Genomic DNA, 21,065 nt, shown 5'->3' with positions numbered 1-21,065 from the left:
ATCATATGCTGTTTCTGGAATTGGACATTGTGTCGCAGGTGAAAGCCTGCCAAGAACAGGACGGATCAACATTGCGATCCGCGGTGAATTTCGCGGCTGGTTCATTCGGCCATTTTCGAGCGTTACGCCATGACCATCGAGATCGTACAGATCGTCCAAGAGCTAAGTTCGGTCGGCGGCGTCGAGAGCGTCGCGAATGAACTCGCTTGCGCGTTCAGCCGGGCAAAAATCGCCAATACCGTTCTTGCCAGCGCAGTCGGCGAGAGAGCTGCCGCTGGCACGCATGTGGAACGTGTCGGCGGGTGGCTGTCGCGCATCAAGACGCGCGGCATGCTGCGCTATGTCGGCCGCTTCCTCGTAGTGCCGATCTTCACCATGCTGGCAACGCGCGCACTCCAACATCATGCCAAGGCTGTCGTTCTCAGCCATGGCGACAGCCTGAGCGGCGACGTGCTCGTGGTCCATGCAGTGAATGCGCAAAGCCTGATCGAGAAGCGCAATGCCGGCGATTGGAAATGGATGGTCAACCCGATGCATCTGTGGGTGAGCCTGCGGGATCGCTGGATGATCGGTGGTCTGCGCTATCGCATGTATGTGGCGGTCTCGCCGCGCGTTGCGACGGAACTGCAGGATATCTACAAGGTGCCGGCGTCGCGCATACGTGTGATCCCGAATGGTATCGATCTCACGCGCTTCAAGCGGGACATCGCCGCAGGCATTGCCATGCGCCGCGAGTTCGGTATCCCACTGGATGCCAAGTTGCTGCTGTTTGCCGGTCACGAATTTCGTCGCAAAGGCCTTGCTCACGCGATCGGCGCACTCGACCGCCTTGGGCCAGAGGCGTGGATGCTGGTGGTCGGCTCGGACAATCCAGCTCCTTATCGCAAAATCGCGACGACATCTGCGGATCGGCTCATCTTTGCGGGATCCCGCACGGATATGCCTGCCCTCTATTCGGCCGCCGACGCGTTCGTGTTGCCCACAGCTTATGAGACCTTCTCACTGGTCTGCATGGAAGCCATGGCATGTTCGACGCCGGTCTTCGCAACTCCGGTCGGCGGCATCGAAGACTATCTGCGCGATGGTGTAAACGGCTACCGGATAACGATGGACGCCGAAGACATCGCCACCAAAATTGCCGCAACCTTTGCCGATCCGGACCTGCTCGCAAAATTGCGGGAGGGCGCGCATACCACGGCACTCAACTACGGCTGGGACCATGTCGGCTCACGCTATATCGAGCTGCTGGAACAGGTGCATGCGTCTAAGGAAGCCTTCCCGCACGGCGCCATGCCTGCCGGCGCCTGAGTCCGTTCAGTTGCCACGCCGCCGTGCGGCGGCCGTCAAACAGGCGTTGGCGAGGTCACCGGCGACGGCGTCATAGGTGAAGCGGCTCACGACATTGTCCAACGCTGCCTGGCTGCGCTTCTGCATCTCATCGGGATCGACCGCGATACGATCGATCAGGGCCGCAAGCGCGCCCGGATCGCTTTCCGGCACGATCCAGCCCCCCTTGCCGGTCACATCGGGAATTGCACCGCAGGTTGATCCGATCACCGGCACGCCACAAGCCTGCGCCTCGGTGATGACGCGCCCGAACTGTTCCTTCACGGCATTGGTCGTGCGCGTCAGCAGGATCAACGCATCGAGACTACGCAGAAAGCCGGCAACTTCCGCCGGCTTGCCCCAGCCGCGAAAGCTGACACGTTCAGTCAATCCGAGTTCGATCACGCGCTGCCGCAGAGCCCCTTCATGCGGTCCCTCGCCCATCAGAGCAAGCGCAACGGGCGTCTTCGTGCGCGCTATCGCATCCAGCGCGTCGTCGATCCCCTTCTCCACTACCAGACGGCCGACATAGCCGATCCTGAATGCCGGCCGTGCGACGGGAGGCAACAACGGTTCGACATCAGGATGGAAATTGGTGAGATCGACTCCGTAACCAATCGAGGACACCGGCCCGCGATATCCCCGCGCACGCACCACCGCGGTGGCATCCGGGCTTCGGGACAGCACATGATCGGTATTTGCAAGCACCTGCTTGCGAATGAATTCAAACGGCGGCGGCAGACGTTTCAGAATGTTCTGATCCACTTCCATCACCAGGGCGGCCCGCCCCCTGAGAAGACGCGCCTGCATGGCCACGACGCTCCATGGCTCCTCCCAAAGGTGGATCACATCCGGATCGAGTTCACGGATGAGCTTTCGCAGGCCTGGATAGAAATGAAGATACCAGCTCATCGGCCCCGCTTTCGGCAGCCGGATCGGCATCAAATGCACGGTGATGCCGGGATCGTTCGAAGGATCGGCGACGATGACACGCCCGAACTGATGCCAGACCGCCGGCACGACGAGATGCACATCGACATCGTTGCGATGCCCGAGCGGATAGTAGCGCAGCCGCCCCGCATCCCGACTCACCGCTGGGTGCGCAATCGACAGAATTCTCGGAGGTGCCGAGCTAGACACGTCCTGCCATCCGCGCAGCCAAGCCAGTCATGCCGGAGAGATGCAATTCCATGGTGGCGACGCTGCGGTCCGATCCGTTGATGGTACAGCGAGGCAAAGAATACGGATCCTGCCCTTCCAGCACGAGACCCTTGCGCGTCGTCGATGCACTCGCATAGCCGGCATCGCGTGCGATCGCAAAATCGCGCGCGCCGCAATCACCGGCGCGTCCATACGGAAACGCAAAATGCCGCGCGGGAATGCCGAGACGCTCAATCAGCCGATCGCGGCAGCCTTGCAGCTCGAAGCGAGCACCTTCCGGCGGCAGGGACGAGATGCGAGCGTGAGTGACGGTGTGACCGCCAATCTCGACCAGCGGATCTTCGCGCAACTCTTCGAGCATTTCCCAGGTGATCGCGTGCTTCCAGTGCATCGCTTTCATATCGACGTCGTTCAACTCGCAGAACGTCGCGTAGCTGCTCGCTGCCTGCGGCCCATCCCAACTATCTGCTATCCGATAGAACGCTGCCTGCTTGGTTTCAAAATCAGGCACCCGAATGGCGCCATCGTCAAGCATGACACTATCGTTGTTGAGTAGCGTGTCCTCAAGTCCTGCAGCCCACAGCGGCAACGTTCCGTCCGGAATCCCCGTAGTCACAAACAGCGTCACGGGTACGTTATGGCGCCGGAACAGCGGCACTATGTTCTCGTAAGTATCGCGATAGCAATCGTCGATGGAGAAATTTACAAAGCGTCCTCTCCCTTTTCGGGAACGACGTATGGATTCCTCGATCGTCACCACATCCCATTCACGCTTCTTCAAATAGCTGAGGAATTCGTCCAGAAACGTCGTATCGAGATAAAAATCCCGATTGGGCAGCTGCTCCCAGAGCTGGGCCGGCGCTCCCCGATGAAAGGTCATGAGGCAACCGCGGTCACTCATGACCATATCCGCAGCCATGCTGATCGGACGCGTGAGCGCTCCAGACCGAGCCATCCGCCTGGCCGCACCAGACAACAGTCGCTTCATCGAAGAATTCCTCAGCCGCCCTGCACCCCAACGGATCTACTCAAATCAGAATCGGCTGCGCAAGCGCGCGAATGCCGCAACATAGGCGTTTGGCAGAAGCATCGCGAAAGCCAGCGCGATGCACACAAGACACGCGACGCTGCCGACGAACAGTCGTTGCCAAGACCCGGCGAACCATGCGTGGATCTGCCAACCCGATAGGATCATCAGAACAGCCGGAATGCTCGCGAGAAACAGCCAGAAAAGCAGTTTCTTCCGCGACTTCAGAACCATCATGACTCCGGCAAGCAGAACGATACCACGGGTCGCTTCGCCCAGTCCAAGCAGCAGTGTGCCGGACTCCGAAACGTGCGGCAGATACGATGTGAGAAGGTTAATTCCGATGTTAACCAAATAGGCGATGACGATGATCAGCGCAGCGACGAAGTTCCGTCCGGTCCCGTTCAAGATACGGATCAGGATCCAGCCGAGCGTTGCAGCCCACAAGCCGCATGAAATGCCTTGCAACGCCTGACTGGTCAGGATCACGGCTTGCTCATTGAAGGCGCCGCGGAAGAAGACGAGGCGCACGATGTCGGGCGCAAACATGAACAGAAACGCCGATGCGGGAACGGCCAGCGCCAGGATCGGCCGCGCGATGCTTGCGATCTGGTCGCTAGGTTCTTTCGGCTTCGCGCTTGACAGCACAGCAAGACCGACGGGCTGGCTGATCAGCAGCAGGGCACTTTCCGTCAGCGTGCGCGCATAATCGAGCGATGCCACGGCGCCGGTGCCGACACGCGATGCCAGCAGACGCTCCACCCAAATATTCGCCTGCTCCGCGATAGGCAGCGCCAGCAATGGGCGTAGCCTGCGAAAGAATTCGCGGGACGATGCCAGTACCGCAGCAAACGACATGTCTCGAAAACTGATTGCGCCTTCGCGCCTCAAAGTAACCAGACCCCAGATGGCGAGGGCGTTGAACGCAACGGTGAATGACCATGCCAACGCATGGAAATCGCTCGTCAACACGATCAGAACAATTCCGACCAACACAGAAATATTGAGGATGCTCGCCCGGATATTGGTCAGTCGCGTTCGCCCCAGGGCGATCTCACCGGATGCGAGCACGTTCACCAGCACCGAAGCCGGCATGCCGAGAGCCATAATGCGGATGAAGTCGAGCGTCAGGCTGCGCCCCTCCGGCGAAAAACCGCCTACCAGAGCCTGAACCGCCACTTCGCCGAGCCCTTGCAGCACCGCCATCAGGATCAGAGCAATCCCCGTGGTCGCGATAGCCAGGGCGCCAAGCTTTCGGGGCGCGTCGTCTCCCCTCAACGCATCGCGATGCATCGGAATCATCACTGCCGGCACGGTCTCGTTCTGCAGAAAGGCCACCGGCAGAAACACCGCTGTGATTGCTCCGCGAAAACCGTCGGCAACGAGGGTTGCGCCGAGCACATGCGCCATCAATATCTCACGACCAAAACCGAGCAGCTTGCTCGCAAGCGCGCCGCTGATCAGCTTGGCGACGAAACGCCCGGTCGATTGTCGCGGCGCCGTCATGAGGCATACACCCCAGTGATGCGGCGTCCTATCACGCTTTCTCTCCGGCAACCTGGCGGATCAGACCCGATGTCGCATCGAGCATCTGCCCAACACTGTAATGCGAGCGCGCACGTGCGGCCGCATGCCTGATCTGCTCCGCATGCGCAGGCGAAGGCGACATTGCGTTGCGGATCGCATGTGCCATCGCGTCGGGATCGTCTGGCGGCACGAGCGTGCCGGCCTTGCCGTCCTCAAGAATATCCGATGCCGCACCAGCGTCCGTCGCGATTACAGGCACCTCGGCCAGCATTGCCTCGACCAACGTCCGACCGAACGGCTCGGGATCGATGGACGGATGGATCACCGCATCGACCGCGCGCATCAATCGCGGCACGTCGTTGCGCTGTCCGAGGAAATGCACGCGATCGGCAATGTCGAGATCGCCCACCATCTGGCGCAGCCGTTGTTCATAGGTCTCCTCGCCGAACAAGGCTGATCCCGCAAGGATGCAGCTGACGCCAGGCGCCTTTGCCAGGGCACGCAGCACGACATGTTGCCCTTTCCATTCCGCGAGACGACTGAAGACGCCCACAAGCGGTCCTTGCGGCAGGTCCAGTTCCCGACGTAACTCTGCAGAAGTTTGCGTCTCCGGCGGTATATCGAGTCCATTGGGGACGATGGCAACGAGTTCCTTGCGGCCGCCCTCGGCAACGAACGCATCGGCTGCCGCCTTGGATGGAACGACAACCTTGATCGTGCAATGGTTTGCCAGCATCACCTGAACGCGGCGCTGCATCCTCCCGAAATGCGCCGGCGAAATGATATCGTGCAGGTGCCAGATCAGAGGACGGCGCGCCAGCTTCGCGGCAATCGCCGAAAGTACGAACGCTTTCTGCGAATTTGCATAAACCACGTCATGCCTGCGCGCGAACCGCGCAACCTCGGCTACGATACCGAGCATCGCACCGGCGGCAGGCACGACTTTGACGAACGAACTGTCGCGCCGGACATCGTTGAGTCCGCTCCCCCAGGGGGAGACTTTGACGTTCAAACCGCGTGCAGCGAGCGCCTGATGCAGCGGGCCATCCTCGAACAGCAAAGCCGATTGCCCTATCCATGGCCGCACCAGATCCAGCAAGACCAGTTCAGCGCCGGAGATCGAGCCCGTATGGCACACGAACAGAACACGCGACGACATCATGTCGCTCCGGCATAGGCATCGCTCGTAGCCGACGCAGTACGCATCGGGCCTGCATCCGGAACCATGGTGATGGCAATGCCAATTAGCGCGCCTCCTGCGGCGCGAATGGCGCTGGAGGTGGCAACCGCCTGCCCGATCGACGAGCGCCCGGAACGCATGCACAGCAGCACGCCATCGACATGTTTGGCGAGCACACCGATGTCGGTCTGGATACCGGGCGATGGTGCATCGACGAGGACGACGTCGTAAATGTCCGCCCATTGCAGCACATCGGCGAATGATTTTCGCATCAGGAGTTCGGTCGATGCCGGGACGGGACCGGCCGGGATGGCATCGAGATTCGGTACACCGGAGCTGACGACGCTCTCCCGTGACGTGATCTCGCCACGCAGGACGCCCTGCAGGCCAAGGCTGCTGCGCAGACCGAGCGCCGCTTCGAACTTCGGCGCACCAAGATCGCATTCCATCACCAGCACACTGCGGCCTGCGGCAGCCAAGTGATGGGCCAGCGACAGAGTTAGGAAGGTCTTGCCTTCGGCGGTCGAGGGCGAAGCCACGAGAATTCGCTTGCGAACCTTGCCGCCGGCCGGCGTGAGAAGATTTGTCGCGAGATCCCGCAACGCATCCTGATAATGATTGTTCTCCCGCGCCTTCGACAGGCTGCGCGCCAATGCGGCGCCCGATTGTGCAGACAGGATCGCGCCGATCGCCGATTCCGACGAGTCTCGCCGGATTGCCGGCAGATGCGCAAGGATCGGTGCGCCGGTGACGACGGAAAGTTCAGACGTGGCTCCGGCCGGCACGGAGGCTGGGCGGAGCGGCGACGGTGTATCGATCGGAGCGCTCGACTCGACCGGCGGAGCGGCAGACGCGGCCACGGGGACGACAATCGGCGCTGCCGCAACAGGTTCAATCTCCGGGTTGCGGCGCGGCGGCAAACGCATCCGCGGTAAGCCGTCGAGCCGGATACTATCGCCGAAAAATGCGGCGAAGCTCGCCAGCAGCAGACCAAGGGTCGCTCCCGCGGCGATGAAGGGGATCTTTTTCGGGAAGAACGGCTTCATCGGCAGTTCAGCCAAGCTGACGAGACGCGTATTACCGATCAGCACGCGGCGTTCGGTCTCGAGTTCGCTGGCACGGCGATAGAGATCCGCATATTGCGCGCGCTTGATCTCGGTATTGCGCGCCAAACTTTCGATGGTGGCCTCGTCCGAGGTGGCCGAGCCGACTTCAGCCTTGGCGGCGTCCATCTGCTTGGTCAGGGACTTCACCAGCGCGTCGCTGGAATCGTAGGCCTTCTGCGCACTTGCAATGATACTGGCAACTTCGGAATTGATGCGGTCGCGGATCGCCGCCTGTTCCTGCTCGAGCGCACGGATCGACGGGTGACGCGGACCGAGCGAATTTGACTGGTTGGCAAGCTGCGCCGTCACCACGGTCAACTGTTGCTTGAGATCGGAGATCGAACGGTTCGACTGCGCAGCCGGCGAGTCGATGGCACGCGCCTGATTGCTTTTGATTTCCTGCAGGCGTGCCGCGGCTTCGGCACGCGCGTTCTCGGCATTGGCCAGTTGTTGGCTGATGCTGGTGAGACGCTCCGACCAGATCGGCGCCTGCTGGCCGCGGGCGAGACCCTTGTTGCGGCGGAAAGCCTGGATCTTGGCATCGGCGTCTCGCAGTTCGGCATCAAGATCCTTGGCTTCCTTCCAGAGATAGGAGGCCGCGAGCTCCTTGCTGTTCGAGCCGGTGACGCGCTGATCGTCGAGGAACGCATTGGTCAGCGCGTTGGCCATCTTCTGTGCGACCTCGGCGATCGGCGAAGTATAGGAGATGTTGATGACGCGCGAGCGGCCGGCGCCGCCGATGGAATAATTGGCAGCGATGTAATCGACCAGCGCGCCGGTGTCCTCCTTCGCCTTCTCGCATGTCGAGCCGATCGTGCTGCGCGCGAAGCAGTCTTGGATCGCCGCCTCGCGGACGCCGGGTGCATCGAGGGCCAGCCGCATGATACGTGGCGACTTGACGATCAGGAGCTGGCTTTCCACGTCGGCGGGATCGCCGATCTTGGCAGCCCATGCCGCCGAGGCGTTGCTGTTACTCGGTTCCTGTTCGGCGACAATAACGGAGCCCGTCGCGAAGTAGCGCACCGGCACGACGAACAGCGCGATGACGGTCACGATCATGACGCCACAAAGGACGGCGCCGAAGATCTGACGGTGACGCCACACCTTCTGCAACGGGCTCTCGGTCGGCGCCGCTTCAGCGGCGGACGAAGAGTTTGCGGGTCGTCGGATGAACATAGCGTGTCACACGATGTCGCTCGGCGTCGATACGGCGCGCGGCAGTTTCACGGTGCCCACTCTACGGGTCCAGTACTCAACGACCACCATACGCATACAAACACCCTGATGCGGCGTCCCGCATGCAAAAACGACTGCAGCGGTCACTCACTCTTCATTAGGGATGTCTTGGTTAAGGTCTCGTTTAAAATGCGACTTTTCCGCCGACGTGATCCAAATTGGTACATTTCTACGCGAGCGGAGAGCTTCTGCGCGTGGCCTCGCAAGCCTTCTCCATTTCCGGAAAAGGCTCCGCTCCGGAACCAATAGCCTGAGGCTGGCGTTCCCGATTTGAGTTCAATCGGAGCAATGCCATGAGCCTGCTGAAATGGGCGCTGATTTTCTTTCTGGTCTCGATCGTCGCCGGCGTGTTTGGCTTCACTGGCATTTCAGCCGCAACAGCCGATGTCGCCAAAATTCTTTTCTACATCTTCCTGGCGATCTGCGTCGTACTCTTGCTGCTCGGTATCACGATCTTCCGGGCTTAGCGCAGCCTTCGTCGCCAAACGCAACCGGCGCGGCATCGCCGAAGCAATGCCGCGCCGGGCGCAATCGAGTGGAACGACCGGACGGCCGTTCCGGACATTCTTAGACCGCGTCCTTCGCAGCCTTGACCGGGCGGGCGCGCACAATCTTGCGGGCCGGCTTGGCCTTGAAGGTCATAGGTTCACCGGTGAAGGGGTTCGTGCCCTTGCGTGCCTTGGTCGCCGGCTTCTTGATGACGACGAACTTGGCGAAGCCCGGAACCAGAAACACGCCGTTCTTCTTCAGCTCTTTGTAGCCCAGGGTGGCGAGGTTTTCGAGAACGCCCTTGACATCCTTCTTGGTGAGTTCGGTGGTTTCGGCAATCTTCTCGATGAGCTGCGACTTCGTCAGTTGTTCTGCCATGTTGCACCTTTGCGTTAGCAGGAGTGATTCGGTGAACCTGACACTAGCGGAATCGCCGGAAAAAGCAGGTGTTCAATCAGCCTGAACGCCGTTTTTCCCGTAAAAAACGGTGTTTTTTGGCGCACAAACCCCGATTCGCCTTGTACGGCAGGGATTCGAGGACTGCGCAAGCCCATTTCCTATAAATAAAGGGGTTAAGGGATTCGCCCTTTGCCGGATTGCGGCAAACGCCCCCGCCAGCTCGTTACCACATGGTCTGCCGCGCCCGCTCCGGCCAGGCGCGGTCGTATTCGGCGCCGCCCACCCGCTGTCCGCTCATCTCGGCCAGAATCTCGCCAGGCGTCGGCAGGGTCTTCGGATCGATGTGCTTGTCGGGATTCCACAGCTCGGAGCGGACGATGGCACGGGCGCACTGGAAATAGATCTCCCCGACCTGCATCACGATCACGGTCCTCGGCGCCTTTTCGGTCACGGCAAAGGATTGCAGCAGGTCGGGATCGTCGGACAGATGCGCGGTGCCGTTGACGCGCAGGGTCGTGCCGGATCCGGGGATCAGGAACAGCAGGCCGACGCGGGGATCCCTGACGATATTGCGGAGGCTGTCGATACGATTGTTCCCGCGGCGATCCGGCATCATCAGGGTCTTTTCATCATGGATGCGGACAAAGCCCGGCATGTCGCCGCGCGGTGAGCTATCGAGGCCCTCGGGGCCCGACGTCGCAAGGGCCACAAAGGGCGAGACCTCGATAAGGCGGCGATACTGGGCTGTGACGCGGTCAGCGACCTTGGCCGTGGACGCCTCTGCCACATCGTCGAAGCGGCCATAAATGGCTTCCAGTTGTTCGACGCTCTCGATCATTGCCATGGCCATTCTCCCTTTCGCAGGGCGGATTAGCGCAGCGTAATCCGCTCTTCTTCGTCGCACATATTCGGCCGGCGGATTACGCCGGAGTTTATCATCGGGCGCGCTTCGCGCGACCCGTTGGGCTAATCCGCCCTACGGCCGTTGATCGCGTGTATCAGCTCCAAGGCATGCGCCTCCACGGTGCCGACATTATTGATCGTCACATCTGCGCCAGATGTCTCGACGCTGCGCCTGAGGCGGTCGCTGATCGGCCCATCGCTGGCGCGGCCACGTGCCGCAAGCCGTACCGCGAGAACGTCCGGCGGCGCCGTGATCGACACCACGATCACATCGGCATAGGCCGCACGCAATGCCGGGATAGCCGTGCGCGAGACATTGGCAACCACATTGCGCCCGGCCCTGAGATCGTCGTCGATCGTTCGAGGCAGTGCGTAGCAGAGGCCGTGGGCTTCCCAATCGACGGCGAAGGCGCCATCCGCCTTCGCGGCGTGAAAGGCTTCCGGCGTCACCTGCTCGTTATTCTCGTAGGCAGACGCCTCGCGCGTCACCACACGACGAACGAACACGACATTCTCATCGTCGGCCAGTGCGGCCTGTGCCAGACCCAGCAGCGTATCCTTGCCGGCACCGGATGGGCCTACGACCAGCACCAGCCGGCCGGGTCCGATCTTCGCCGCTGCGTCGGGGGCCGCTGCGAGACCCGTCATGCCACGCGCCGCCCTTCCCGCCACACGCTGCGCACGACCGGCACATCATGGGCGACATGGACACGAATGACATCCGCCCGCTTGCCTACCGCGATTTCACCGCGATCCGTCAGGCCGACCGCTTCCGCCGGCCGCTTGGTGACCGTGCGAACGGCGCTGGCGAGATCGATGGCCGGCACCTTCGTCGCAAGCTGCAGCGCCCCCATCAAGAGGCTCGACGGCACGTAATCCGACGACAGGATATCGAGCATGCCTTCGCGGGCGAGATCGATGGCGGCGATATTGCCGGAATGCGAGCCGTTGCGAACCACATTCGGTGCGCCCATCAAAATGCCGATGCCGGCCTTGTGCAGGCCATGCGCCGCTTCGAAAGTGGTCGGGAACTCTGCCACCGACACTTTGTCCGCGACCGCCTCACTGACATTGCCGTCCGTGGTGTCGTCATGACTTGCCAGCGGGATGTTGTTGGCATGGGCCAGCGCCACGATCGCACGCGTATTGCCGGCCGCATATTGCTGCTGGCAAGCGAGCCTGTTGGCGAACAGCAAATCGAGTTCGGCGTCGGTCTTGCCGCTCTTGCCGCGATAATAGGTGCGCAGCTTCTCCTCGTCGCGGAACTGACGCTGACCCGGCGTGTGATCCATCAGAGACATCAGCCGCACCTCGGTCTTGCCGAGCAGCGCCTTGGCTTCCGTGACAACGGAAGGCATCGGGATCTCACAGCGCAGATGCAGGAAATGTTCGACCCGCAGCAGGTCGGCCTTGCCGGCATTGGCGATGGAATCGACCAGCAGCTCGGCATAACTATCGATGCCCTGGCTCGAATCCTCGCAACCGACCCGCACGGAGTCGAGCACCGTGGTGATACCCGACGTGGCAAGCTGGCCGTCATAGGAAACCACAGCGGAGATCGGATCCCAGAACACCTTTGGGCGTGGCATGAAATGCGCCTCGAGGTGATCGGTATGCAGCTCAACCAGACCCGGCATCACCAGATCGCCGCGCGCATCTTCAGCACCGCGGGGCGCATCGCCTTCGCCGAATTCGGCGACGCGGCCATCCGCAAAAGCAACCCAGCCCTTGTCGATGACACGATCAGCCAGAACGAGCTTGGCGTTGCCGATGACAATTTCAGTCGATGAAGCGCTCATGGTCTCCCTCTCAGGCGGCAGCGGCGAAGGACGTGACGTCGATCAGCCGGTCCGCGATCAGATGCCGCACTTCGTCGTCATGGACAATGGCCACCATGGCCACACCGGCACGTTTTTTCTCAGCGACGAGATCGACCACCACAGCACGATTGACTGCATCCAGCGAGGCCGTCGGCTCGTCCAGCAACAGGATCGGCAGGTCCGAGATGAAGCCGCGCGCGATATTGACGCGCTGCTGTTCGCCGCCGGAGAACGTCGATGGCGGCAGCCACCACAGACGCTCGCCGATATTCAGACGCTTCAGAAGGCTACCCGCGCGCGCATGCGCCTCCTCGCGGTTGATGCCGGCATTGAGCAGCGGCTCGGCAACCACGTCGATCGCGGCCACACGCGGCACGGCTCGCAGGAACTGACTGACATAGCCGATGGTATCGCGGCGAACGCTGAGGATCTGGCGTGGCTCGGCGCTGGCGATATCCACCCATGTACCGAGATGCCGCACGGTGATGGCGCCGCCATCGCAGCGATAATTGCCGAAGATCATTTTCAGGATCGATGACTTGCCCGCGCCTGACGGACCAGACAGCACGACACACTCGCCGGCATTCACATCAAAACTTACACCATGCATCACCGGCAGCCGCACACCGCCCTGGAGGTGCATCACGAAGGTCTTCTCGGCATTTCGGAGTTCGATCATCGCAGTCATGGTGTCCTCACGCCGGCAGGATCGAAGAAACAAGCAGCTGGGTATAAGGCTCGCGGGGATCGTCGAGCACCTGATCGGTGAGACCGGTCTCGATCACCCGGCCGCCTTGCATCACCATCACGCGATGCGACAATAGCCGCGCGACAGCGAGATCGTGCGTGACGACGATGGCCGAGAGGCCGAGCTCGCCGACCAGCGAGCGCATCATATCCAGCAGGCGAGCCTGGACGGAAACATCGAGACCACCAGTCGGCTCATCCATGAAGACAAGGCGCGGCTCGGTGACGAGATTGCGCGCGATCTGCAGGCGCTGCCGCATGCCGCCGGAATAGGTCCGCGGCGCGTCGTCGATACGCTCGGCCGAAATCTCGACGCGTTCGAGCCAGGTCGTCGCGGTCTCGCGGATCTTGCCATAGTGATTATGGCCGACAGCCATGAGGCGTTCGCCGACATTGGCGCCGGCAGAAACCGCCATGCGCAGGCCCATCGCGGGGTCCTGATGAACGAAGCCCCAATCGGTACGGAACAGCAGGCGGCGCTCGGCCTCGCCCATCGCAGCGAGATCGCGCGTAACGCCGTCGCGCATGCGATAGGACACGCGGCCGGTGTTCGGCGCGAGCTGCGCCGAGAGAAGCTGCAGCAGGGTCGATTTGCCCGAGCCGCTTTCGCCGACAATGGCGAGAACTTCGCCGGGATAGAGCTTGAAGGAAACGTCGCGGCAGGCCTGCAGCTTGCCATAGGTCTTGCCGAGCCCTTCAGCGATCAGCAACGGCGCGTCGTCCTGCAATGTCGTGGTGCGATCAAGCATGACGGTTCTCCGCATAAGGAGCGGCGTTTTCAACCCCACGATGGCCTTGCGCCTGCCGCGTCTCGCAGTAGTCGGTATCGGAGCAGACGAACATGCGGCTGCCCTGGTCGTCGGTGACAACCTCGTCGAGATAGGAATCCTCTGCGTTGCAGAGCGCGCAGCAAGCCTTGTGCTTGTAGGGCTCGAACGGATGATCCTCGAAGTCCAGCGACTGCACCTTGGTGTAAGGCGGGATCGCATAGATGCGCTTCTCGCGGCCGGCACCGAACAATTGCAAGGCCGGACAATTGTCCATCTTGGGATTGTCGAATTTCGGCGTCGGCGACGGGTCCATCACATAGCGTGCATTGACCTTGACCGGATAGGCATAGGCCGTGGCGATGTGACCGAAGCGGGCGATGTCTTCATAGAGCTTCACATGGATCAAGCCATATTCGCCGAGCGCGTGCATGCGCCGCGTCTCGGTCTCGCGCGGCTCCAGAAAACGCAGCGGCTCGGGAATTGGTACCTGATAAACCAGCACCTGTTGCGCGCCGAGTTTTGCTTCCGGAATACGATGGCGCGTCTGGATCACCGTCGCGTCCTGCGTGCTCGTAGTAACTGCAACACCCGCTGTTTTCTCGAAGAATTTGCGGATCGAGATCGCGTTCGTCGTATCGTCCGAGCCCTGGTCGATGACCTTGAGCTGATCATCCGGTCCGAGAATGGACGCGGTGACCTGCACGCCGCCCGTGCCCCAGCCGTAAGGCATCGGCATTTCGCGGGACGCAAACGGCACCTGATAGCCGGGGATCGCGATCGCTTTCAGAATCGCGCGACGGATCATCCGTTTGGTCTGTTCGTCGAGATAGGCGAAATTGTAAGACGGCGCGTTCATTCCGCAGCCTCCTGCATGGGCTCTGGCGCTTCATTGGCCTCGGCGAACTCCCTGCGCAGCTTGCGCAGCAGACCGAGCTCGGATTGGAAGTCCACGTAATGCGGCAGCTTGAGGTGTTCGACGAAGCCGGTGGACTGCACATTGTCGGAATGCGACAGCACGAATTCCTCGTCCTGCGCCGGCGCCTTGATTTCCTCGCCAAGTTCACGCGCACGCAGCGCGCGATCCACGAGCGCCATCGACATCACCTTGCGTTCGCACTGACCGAAGGCCAGACCATAGCCGCGGGTAAAGCACGGCGCCTCGGTGTCGGAGCCCTTGAACTGATTGACCATTTGACACTCGGTCAACGTGATCGACCCCAGAGGCACCGCAAAGCCAACATCCTCAGCCACGAATTCGACCTCGACTTCACCGAGGCGGATTTCGCCGGCGAAGGGATGGTTGCGGCCATAGCCGCGCTGCGTCGAGTAACCGAGCGCGAGCAAGTAACCCTCGTCGCCACGGGCGAGGTTCTGGAGGCGCAGATCGCGGTCGGCCGGAAAGCTGAGCGAATCGCGCGTGAGATCACCGACGGGCTGTTCCGGATCTTCGGGAGGTGATTGCTCGATCAGACCGTCGCGGCCGAGAATGTCCGTGACGCGTGGCATAATACCCGGCTCCGCATCGGCCACGACATTCGGAAGGTCCGGCGATCCCTCGCCCATCAGCGCGGAATCGAGCAGACGATGCGTATAGTCGAAGGTCGGGCCGAGCACCTGCCCACCCGGCATGTCCTTGAAGGTCGAGGACACACGGCGGCGCACCTGCATCTTCGACGTATCGACGGGCTCACTCGAGCCGAAGCGCGGCAGCGTCGCGCGAAAGGCACGCAGCAGGAAAATAGCCTCGATCATGTCCCCGCGCGCCTGCTTGATGGCGAGCGCAGCCAGCTCGCGATCGTAGAGCGAGCCTTCGGTCATCACGCGGTCGACCGCAAGACCGAGCTGATTGGAGATCTGATCCAGCGAGACTTCCGGCACACTGCGATCGCCACGGCGCTCATGCGCCAGCAAGCGATGGGCATTTTCGATGGCGCGTTCGCCACCCTTGACAGCAACATACATATTCAGCCCTCCCGCATCCTGATACGCGTGGTGCGCGGCAAGGCGACAATGGACTCGCCGGAGACGAGCAACAGATCGATGCCGCGCGGAAATAGCTTTGCATTCGCGGCGAGACGCTCAACCAGATCGGGCACACCAATCGCAGCACGCAGTATTGTCGCGCCATCGATACCAGGCCCACTCAGCTCATAGGCCGGACCGACACTCAGGCTCACGGCCTGCAGAATGATGGTAGTCGAGCGATCCGGATACTCGCCAGAACCGAGCGCGAAACGATCGAAGGCGGGTAGATTGATGGGATCGGCGATCACCGCGAAGCTGGATGCAGCGGAGTCCGCAATTACAGGCGCACTGGTATGAAACTTGATCCACTTCGCCACGTCTTCCGATGCTGCCAGTTTCCCATCGAGCCAGACCGGCGTGTCCTGATCGAACAATGTCAGCGCGATTGCTGCCGCCCCGCGCATCATCGGTGCCGGCACGCCAGACACCGCGCGAACGAGCTGGACGCTGCCAGGACGCGCCATGGCATCCATCACCGTACGAAAGGTGGACTGCGCGGCGAGAACCTTGTCGGCGAAGCCGGCCGGCATTTCTGCAACTGTTGTCATGTCAGCTCTCCCCGCGCACGAGCGTGTAGAAATCCACCTTGGTGGCCGCGGTTTCTTCAGCCCTGCGCTTGCGCTCCGCGACGACGCGCATACGCAGCGGAGCAAGGACCTTCGCCTCTACGGCGCTGGCGAATTGAGATGTCTGGATCAGCGCATCGCATAGCGCGATCAGCTGCGCCTTGGTGCCATCGCGACCGAGCGTGTAGCCGAAACCGACTTCGCCCGAGCTGAGGCGCACCGCGGCGCGCGATACCGTCGCCTCGCCGAGATTGAATGGCGCACCGTCGCCCCCAATACGGCCGCGCAGCATCACCAAACCGTTTTCCGGAGTTCGCAACTGTTCGTGATCGGGCACGGCGACATCGGCGAAACGCCGAGCGATGTCCGCCGTTGGAGAATGCCCAAGTACGCCCATTGCCTCTTGGCGCCGCGCCTGCAGGTCGCTTGAAGGGGTTTGCATCATGTCACCATCGCTCGACAAGTTGTATGGTTTACTAGACAACTTCATAGAAGGAGGCAATGACCGTTTCGTGACAGCGACATGATTTTTCGCTATCGCTGATGCGACGGACATTCAGGGACTGATTTGTGACCATTCAAGACAAGCCGACCGGCGTCGCCTTGTGGCGGCATGTGGCCGATGGCATCGAGCGCGGTATCGCCGATGGCCGTTTTCCAGCCGGCGAAAAACTGCCTGGCGAAACCGAGCTGGCCGACACCTATCGTGTCAATCGCCACACCGTACGCCGTGCACTGGCAACGCTGGCCGAACGCGGACTGGTGCGCGCCGAGCGCGGCAGCGGCACCTATGTAGAGGCACCGAAGCTCGCTTATCCACTGCGGTCGCGCACGCGCTTTTCGGAAAACGCCCGTGCCGGCGGCCGCGAGCCCGCGGGCCAGCTGATTGGCGCCTCGGACGACGTAGCGACACGGGAACTGGCCCGGCAACTCGGCCTGAAGACCGGCGCACCGCTGATTCGCCTGGAAGCACTGCGCCTCGCCGACAAGACGCCGATCTGCGTCGGCACCAACTGGCTGTCAGCGGAGCGTTTCCCCGATTTCGGCAAGGTCTATGAGCGCGTGCGTTCGATGACGAAGGCGCTGGCGCATTACGACATCAAGGACTATCGCCGAGCCTCGACCCGCGTCACCGCGGGGATCATCGACGCGACCGATGCCACACGTCTCGGTGTCGCGCTGGGACGTCCCATCCTGGTCGTCGATTCTCTCGATGTCGACGCCGATGGCACGCCGCTGCACTTCACGCATTCCCGCTTCGTGGCGGAGCGCGTGGAATTCGTCATCGACAACAGCCCGCTGTAATCAGAACGGATCGGCGCCAAGGCCTTGGACATCCGCTGGCCGCGGGCCCGGCGCGGGCCACAGGAAGCGACGATCCTTCTCCGCGATCACGACATCGTTGATGCTTGCCTCGCGGCGGCGCATCAGGCCGGCTTCGTCGAATTCCCACTGCTCGTTGCCATAGGAGCGATGCCAGGTGCCGTTGTCGTCGTGCCATTCGTACTGAAAGCGCACGGCGATGCGATTATTATCGAAGGCCCAGAGATCCTTGATCAGGCGATAGTCGTGTTCCTTCGCCCATTTGCGGGTGAGGAATTCGACGATCGCCGGACGGCCCTGGAAAAACTCGCCACGATTGCGCCAGGTAGAGTCCTCGGTATAGGCTAGCGATACCCTGACCGGATCGCGCGAATTCCAGGCATCCTCGGCCATGCGAGCCTTCTGGGCGGCGGTCTCGCGGGTGAATGGCGGGAATGGTGGACGGGACATGAGACACCTCGGTTTCGATTTTTAACCGAAGTGTAGTCCCGAATTTTAAAGAGTCGATGGCGTCTCGCCTATCGCCCGATCGCTAAAGCTGATCGGCCTTCATGGCTGTTCGCAGCGCCTTCGGGATCGGCCGCGCGCGGCCGCCGGAGACGAAAGCGACCTTTACCCTGGCTTCCAGCAGCAGCTCATCGCCGCGGCGCACTTCCTGATGCAGCGTGATCGAGGCGCCCTTCACGTCGAGCGGGCGCGTCAGCACGTCGAGCAGATCGTCCATCTTCGACGGCTTGAGGAAATCGAGCTGCATCGCGCGGACGACGAAGGCAAAACCCGGCGCCTCGTTCTCAGCTTCAGCGAACAATGCATGCTGATCGGCGCCGAGCAGCCGTAGATAGTTGGTCCGCCCGCGCTCCATGAAACGCAGGTAATTGGCGTGATAGACGATGCCCGAGAAGTCGGTGTCCTCGTAATAGACCCGCACCGGCATGCGGTGGATGCCATCGGCGATAATGCCGTCGAGCGGATTGGAAACTGCGTTCATCGTTCAATCCTCCTCCCCGCCAAACAGCCCGATCTGCCCGACATCGCGCTTCGGCTCCGCCAATCCGAGATGCTTGAACGCGTGCGAGGTCAGCAGGCGTCCGCGCGGGGTGCGCTGGAGGTAACCGCACTGGATCAGATAAGGCTCGATGATGTCCTCGATGGCGTCGCGCGGTTCGGACAGCGCGGCGGCCATGGTTTCGACGCCGACGGGGCCACCGCCATAATTCATGGCGATGGCGGTGAGATAGCGGCGGTCCATGGCATCAAGGCCGGCACTATCGACTTCGAGCGCGCTCAGGGCATGGTCGGCGATCTTGCGATCGATGGCGGCGGCATCGGCCGCGGAGGCGAAATCGCGGACGCGGCGAAGCAGGCGGCCGGCGATGCGCGGCGTGCCGCGGGCACGACGCGCGATCTCGTTGGCCCCTTCGGGCGTCATGCCGATCTGCAGCACGCGGGCGCCACGGGTGACGATCTTTTCCAGTTCGTCGATGGTGTAGAAATTCAGCCGCAGCGGAATGCCGAAACGGTCGCGCAGCGGATTGGTGAGAAGACCCGCGCGCGTGGTGGCGCCAACCAAGGTGAATTTCGCCAGCTCGATCTTCACCGAACGCGCGGCCGGGCCTTCACCGATGATGAGATCGAGCTGGAAATCCTCCATCGCGGGATAGAGCACTTCCTCGACATTCGGGCTGAGGCGATGGATTTCGTCGATGAACAGCACGTCGCGTTCTTCGAGATTGGTGAGCAACGCGGCGAGGTCGCCGGCCTTGGCAATGACGGGCCCCGACGTCGCGCGAAAACCGACGCCGAGCTCGCGGGCGACGATCTGCGCCAGCGTGGTCTTGCCGAGACCGGGCGGGCCGACGAATAGCGTGTGATCGAGCGCCTCGCCGCGCTTGCGGGCGGCGTCGATGAAGATCTGCAGATTGGCACGCGCCTGTGCCTGTCCGACGAAATCGGACAGTGCCTGCGGGCGAAGGGCGGTGTCGCCGACATCGTCGGAGCGCCGCTCCGGTGTCATCAGGCGATTGGGTGGCGTATTCATGCGGACAGCCTAGCACACCGACAGATTCCGGATAACCGCTGCCGCGCAGCGGTTTCCGGAATGACTTCGCTACGCTCCGTCACTTCGCGAGTTCCTTCAGACCCAAACGAATGAGCATCGCCGTCTCGGCATTCTCACCGGCGCTGCGCGATGCCGATGCGACCGCGGCAGCCGCCTGCGGCTGGCCGTAACCGAGATTGACGAGCGCGGAGATGGCATCGCTGACGGCGCGCGGCGCGTTTTCATCGGCGACGGCGCCGGCGAGTTGTGCGACGACGGGATCGACCGACGCGAAAGCCGGCGCCTTGTCCTTCAGTTCAGACACGATGCGTTCGGCGACCTTCGGGCCGACACCCGGCGTGCGCGCGACGGCTGCCTTGTCGCGTAGCGCGATGGCATTGGCGAGCTCGGCCGGCGGCAGTGTCGAGAGGACTGCGAGTGCGACACGGGCACCGACGCCCTGCACGGTCTGCAGCAGGCGAAACCATTCCCGCTCGATGTCGGAGCGGAAGCCGAACAGCTTGATTTGGTCTTCCCGCACATAGGTCTCGATGGAGAGCACAGCTGCTCCGCCAGCCTGCGGCAGCGCCTGCAGCGTGCGCGCGGAGCAATGCACCTGATAGCCCACGCCCTGCACGTCGAGGATCACATAATCCTCACCATAGGAATCGATGAGACCTTTTAGTTTTCCGATCACGCCAGCACCGCCTTTCGCAGCATGGCGCTGGCGCGGTGATGCGCGTGGGTGATGGCGATCGCCAGCGCATCGGCGGCGTCGGCACGTTTGAACTCGGCTTTCGGCAACAGGATCTTCAGCATCACCTGAATCTGGTTCTTGTCGGCATGGCCGGCGCCGACCACGGTCTTCTTGACGAGGTTCGGCATGTATTCGGCCACCTCGATGCCGAACATCGCCGGCGACATCATGGCGATGCCGCGCGCCTGGCCGAGCTTCAGCGTGGCCGCGCCGTCCTTGTTGACGAATGTCTGCTCCACCGCAGCCTCGGTCGGCTGGAATTGGTTGAGCACTTTTGTCAGACCTTCGTGAATGCCAAGCAGGCGATTTGCCAGCGGCAGGCCTTCCTCGGGCTCCACCGATCCGCAGGCGATATAAGTGAGCTTGTTGCCTTCGGTCTCGATCACGCCCCAGCCGGTGCGGCGCAGGCCGGGATCGATACCGATGATGCGGACAGGCGCGCGAATCGAGGACACGGTCATGTCGCCTTGATAGCCGCGGGGCACAGCGAACGAAACAATAACGCGGGCGCTTGTGGCATCTGTCCCCTTGTGGTTACGCGCGAATGCGCATTCTCGCGGCGCTTGCGCGTCCGAGGTGTGAGCAGGTCTCCCCTCGAAGACATGAGGGGAGGCGGCACGCCGCCAGGCGCGAGGGGTGGTTTCTGACGCGATCGGTGCGCACTG

General features: G+C 62.1%; 23 protein-coding genes. 3 read left to right on the top strand and 20 right to left on the bottom strand.

Features of this window, described 5'->3' with window-relative positions; genetic code table 11:
• The first annotated feature begins 129 nt into the window (after window positions 1–129).
• Window positions 130–1,308, top strand: coding sequence for a glycosyltransferase family 4 protein (locus E0H22_RS06200; protein ID WP_233024773.1), 1,179 nt, complete (start codon window positions 130–132; stop codon window positions 1,306–1,308).
• A 6-nt stretch (window positions 1,309–1,314) separates the two neighbouring features.
• Here E0H22_RS06200 and E0H22_RS06195 read toward each other — a convergent pair whose 3' ends face one another.
• The 5 genes from E0H22_RS06195 to E0H22_RS06175 are packed head-to-tail and all read right to left on the bottom strand — an operon-like array spanning window position 1,315 to window position 8,431.
• Complete coding sequence (locus tag E0H22_RS06195) at window positions 1,315–2,466, bottom strand: glycosyltransferase family 4 protein (protein ID WP_430715219.1); 1,152 nt, start codon at window positions 2,464–2,466, stop codon at window positions 1,315–1,317.
• The gene (locus tag E0H22_RS06190) at window positions 2,459–3,475 is read right to left on the bottom strand and encodes a polysaccharide deacetylase family protein (RefSeq protein ID WP_233024771.1); all 1,017 of its coding nucleotides are present in this window, start codon (window positions 3,473–3,475) and stop codon (window positions 2,459–2,461) included. Before E0H22_RS06190 ends, E0H22_RS06195 begins: the two co-directional genes overlap by 8 nt.
• Before the next feature lie 45 nt (window positions 3,476–3,520).
• A complete protein-coding gene (murJ, locus tag E0H22_RS06185) occupies window positions 3,521–5,020 on the bottom strand; it encodes a murein biosynthesis integral membrane protein MurJ (protein ID WP_233024770.1) in 1,500 nt (499 codons plus the stop codon).
• Window positions 5,021–5,051: 31 nt separating this feature from the next.
• A complete protein-coding gene (locus tag E0H22_RS06180; RefSeq protein ID WP_233024769.1) occupies window positions 5,052–6,203 on the bottom strand; it encodes a glycosyltransferase family 4 protein in 1,152 nt (383 codons plus the stop codon).
• Complete coding sequence (locus E0H22_RS06175; RefSeq protein ID WP_233026168.1) at window positions 6,200–8,431, bottom strand: GumC family protein; 2,232 nt, start codon at window positions 8,429–8,431, stop codon at window positions 6,200–6,202. Before E0H22_RS06175 ends, E0H22_RS06180 begins: the two co-directional genes overlap by 4 nt.
• Window positions 8,432–8,856: 425 nt before the next feature.
• On the opposite strand from E0H22_RS06175, the gene E0H22_RS06170 reads away from it, so the two are divergent.
• Entirely contained in the window at window positions 8,857–9,030 is a 174-nt protein-coding gene (locus E0H22_RS06170) for a DUF1328 domain-containing protein (protein ID WP_233024768.1), read from the top strand.
• Window positions 9,031–9,130: 100 nt separating this feature from the next.
• Here the strand turns inward: E0H22_RS06170 and E0H22_RS06165 are convergent, their stop codons facing one another.
• From E0H22_RS06165 to phnG, 10 genes are all read right to left on the bottom strand, one after another.
• On the bottom strand, window positions 9,131–9,430 hold the full coding sequence (locus E0H22_RS06165; protein ID WP_233024767.1) for an HU family DNA-binding protein: 300 nt from the start codon (window positions 9,428–9,430) through the stop codon (window positions 9,131–9,133).
• Between the two features lie 244 nt (window positions 9,431–9,674).
• Entirely contained in the window at window positions 9,675–10,295 is a 621-nt protein-coding gene (locus E0H22_RS06160; RefSeq protein ID WP_233024766.1) for a pyridoxamine 5'-phosphate oxidase family protein, read from the bottom strand.
• 122 nt (window positions 10,296–10,417) lie between these two features.
• Window positions 10,418–11,002, bottom strand: a complete 585-nt coding sequence (gene phnN / locus E0H22_RS06155; RefSeq protein WP_233024765.1) for a phosphonate metabolism protein/1,5-bisphosphokinase (PRPP-forming) PhnN — start codon at window positions 11,000–11,002, stop codon at window positions 10,418–10,420.
• Window positions 10,999–12,153, bottom strand: a complete 1,155-nt coding sequence (locus E0H22_RS06150) for an alpha-D-ribose 1-methylphosphonate 5-triphosphate diphosphatase (RefSeq protein WP_233024764.1) — start codon at window positions 12,151–12,153, stop codon at window positions 10,999–11,001. The genes phnN and E0H22_RS06150 overlap by 4 nt, the downstream gene beginning before the upstream one ends.
• Window positions 12,154–12,163: 10 nt before the next feature.
• Window positions 12,164–12,862: a phosphonate C-P lyase system protein PhnL gene (gene phnL / locus E0H22_RS06145; RefSeq protein ID WP_233024763.1), complete on the bottom strand. Its 699-nt coding sequence runs from the start codon at window positions 12,860–12,862 to the stop codon at window positions 12,164–12,166.
• Window positions 12,863–12,869: 7 nt separating this feature from the next.
• Entirely contained in the window at window positions 12,870–13,670 is an 801-nt protein-coding gene (gene phnK, locus E0H22_RS06140) for a phosphonate C-P lyase system protein PhnK (protein WP_233024762.1), read from the bottom strand.
• Complete coding sequence (locus E0H22_RS06135; protein WP_233024761.1) at window positions 13,663–14,547, bottom strand: alpha-D-ribose 1-methylphosphonate 5-phosphate C-P-lyase PhnJ; 885 nt, start codon at window positions 14,545–14,547, stop codon at window positions 13,663–13,665. The genes phnK and E0H22_RS06135 overlap by 8 nt, the downstream gene beginning before the upstream one ends.
• Window positions 14,544–15,653: a carbon-phosphorus lyase complex subunit gene (locus E0H22_RS06130; RefSeq protein ID WP_233024760.1), complete on the bottom strand. Its 1,110-nt coding sequence runs from the start codon at window positions 15,651–15,653 to the stop codon at window positions 14,544–14,546. Before E0H22_RS06130 ends, E0H22_RS06135 begins: the two co-directional genes overlap by 4 nt.
• Before the next feature lie 2 nt (window positions 15,654–15,655).
• Entirely contained in the window at window positions 15,656–16,264 is a 609-nt protein-coding gene (gene phnH / locus E0H22_RS06125; RefSeq protein ID WP_233024759.1) for a phosphonate C-P lyase system protein PhnH, read from the bottom strand.
• A gap of 1 nt (window position 16,265) precedes the next feature.
• The gene (gene phnG, locus E0H22_RS06120; protein ID WP_233026166.1) at window positions 16,266–16,727 is read right to left on the bottom strand and encodes a phosphonate C-P lyase system protein PhnG; all 462 of its coding nucleotides are present in this window, start codon (window positions 16,725–16,727) and stop codon (window positions 16,266–16,268) included.
• A 125-nt stretch (window positions 16,728–16,852) separates the two neighbouring features.
• Between phnG and phnF the strand changes: the two genes are divergently transcribed.
• Entirely contained in the window at window positions 16,853–17,587 is a 735-nt protein-coding gene (phnF, locus tag E0H22_RS06115) for a phosphonate metabolism transcriptional regulator PhnF (RefSeq protein WP_233024758.1), read from the top strand.
• Here the strand turns inward: phnF and E0H22_RS06110 are convergent, their stop codons facing one another.
• From E0H22_RS06110 to ruvC, 5 genes are all read right to left on the bottom strand, one after another.
• A complete protein-coding gene (locus E0H22_RS06110) occupies window positions 17,588–18,055 on the bottom strand; it encodes a nuclear transport factor 2 family protein (RefSeq protein WP_233024757.1) in 468 nt (155 codons plus the stop codon).
• A gap of 82 nt (window positions 18,056–18,137) precedes the next feature.
• Window positions 18,138–18,593: a tol-pal system-associated acyl-CoA thioesterase gene (gene ybgC / locus E0H22_RS06105; protein ID WP_233024756.1), complete on the bottom strand. Its 456-nt coding sequence runs from the start codon at window positions 18,591–18,593 to the stop codon at window positions 18,138–18,140.
• Between the two features lie 3 nt (window positions 18,594–18,596).
• Window positions 18,597–19,643 (bottom strand): Holliday junction branch migration DNA helicase RuvB, encoded by a 1,047-nt coding sequence (gene ruvB / locus E0H22_RS06100; RefSeq protein ID WP_233024755.1) that lies wholly within the window; start codon window positions 19,641–19,643, stop codon window positions 18,597–18,599.
• Between the two features lie 79 nt (window positions 19,644–19,722).
• On the bottom strand, window positions 19,723–20,340 hold the full coding sequence (gene ruvA, locus E0H22_RS06095) for a Holliday junction branch migration protein RuvA (RefSeq protein ID WP_233024754.1): 618 nt from the start codon (window positions 20,338–20,340) through the stop codon (window positions 19,723–19,725).
• Window positions 20,337–20,861 carry a crossover junction endodeoxyribonuclease RuvC gene (ruvC, locus tag E0H22_RS06090; RefSeq protein ID WP_233024753.1) on the bottom strand — a complete coding sequence of 175 codons (525 nt, stop codon included), beginning with the start codon at window positions 20,859–20,861 and terminating at the stop codon, window positions 20,337–20,339. The genes ruvA and ruvC overlap by 4 nt, the downstream gene beginning before the upstream one ends.
• Window positions 20,862–21,065: the final 204 nt, after the last annotated feature.

This window comes from Rhodopseudomonas boonkerdii (genome assembly GCF_021184025.1).
Classification (GTDB): Bacteria; Pseudomonadota; Alphaproteobacteria; order Rhizobiales; family Xanthobacteraceae; genus Tardiphaga; species Tardiphaga boonkerdii.
The sequence above is the reverse complement of the archived record's forward strand: the minus strand, read 5'-3'. Positions and strand labels throughout refer to the sequence as shown.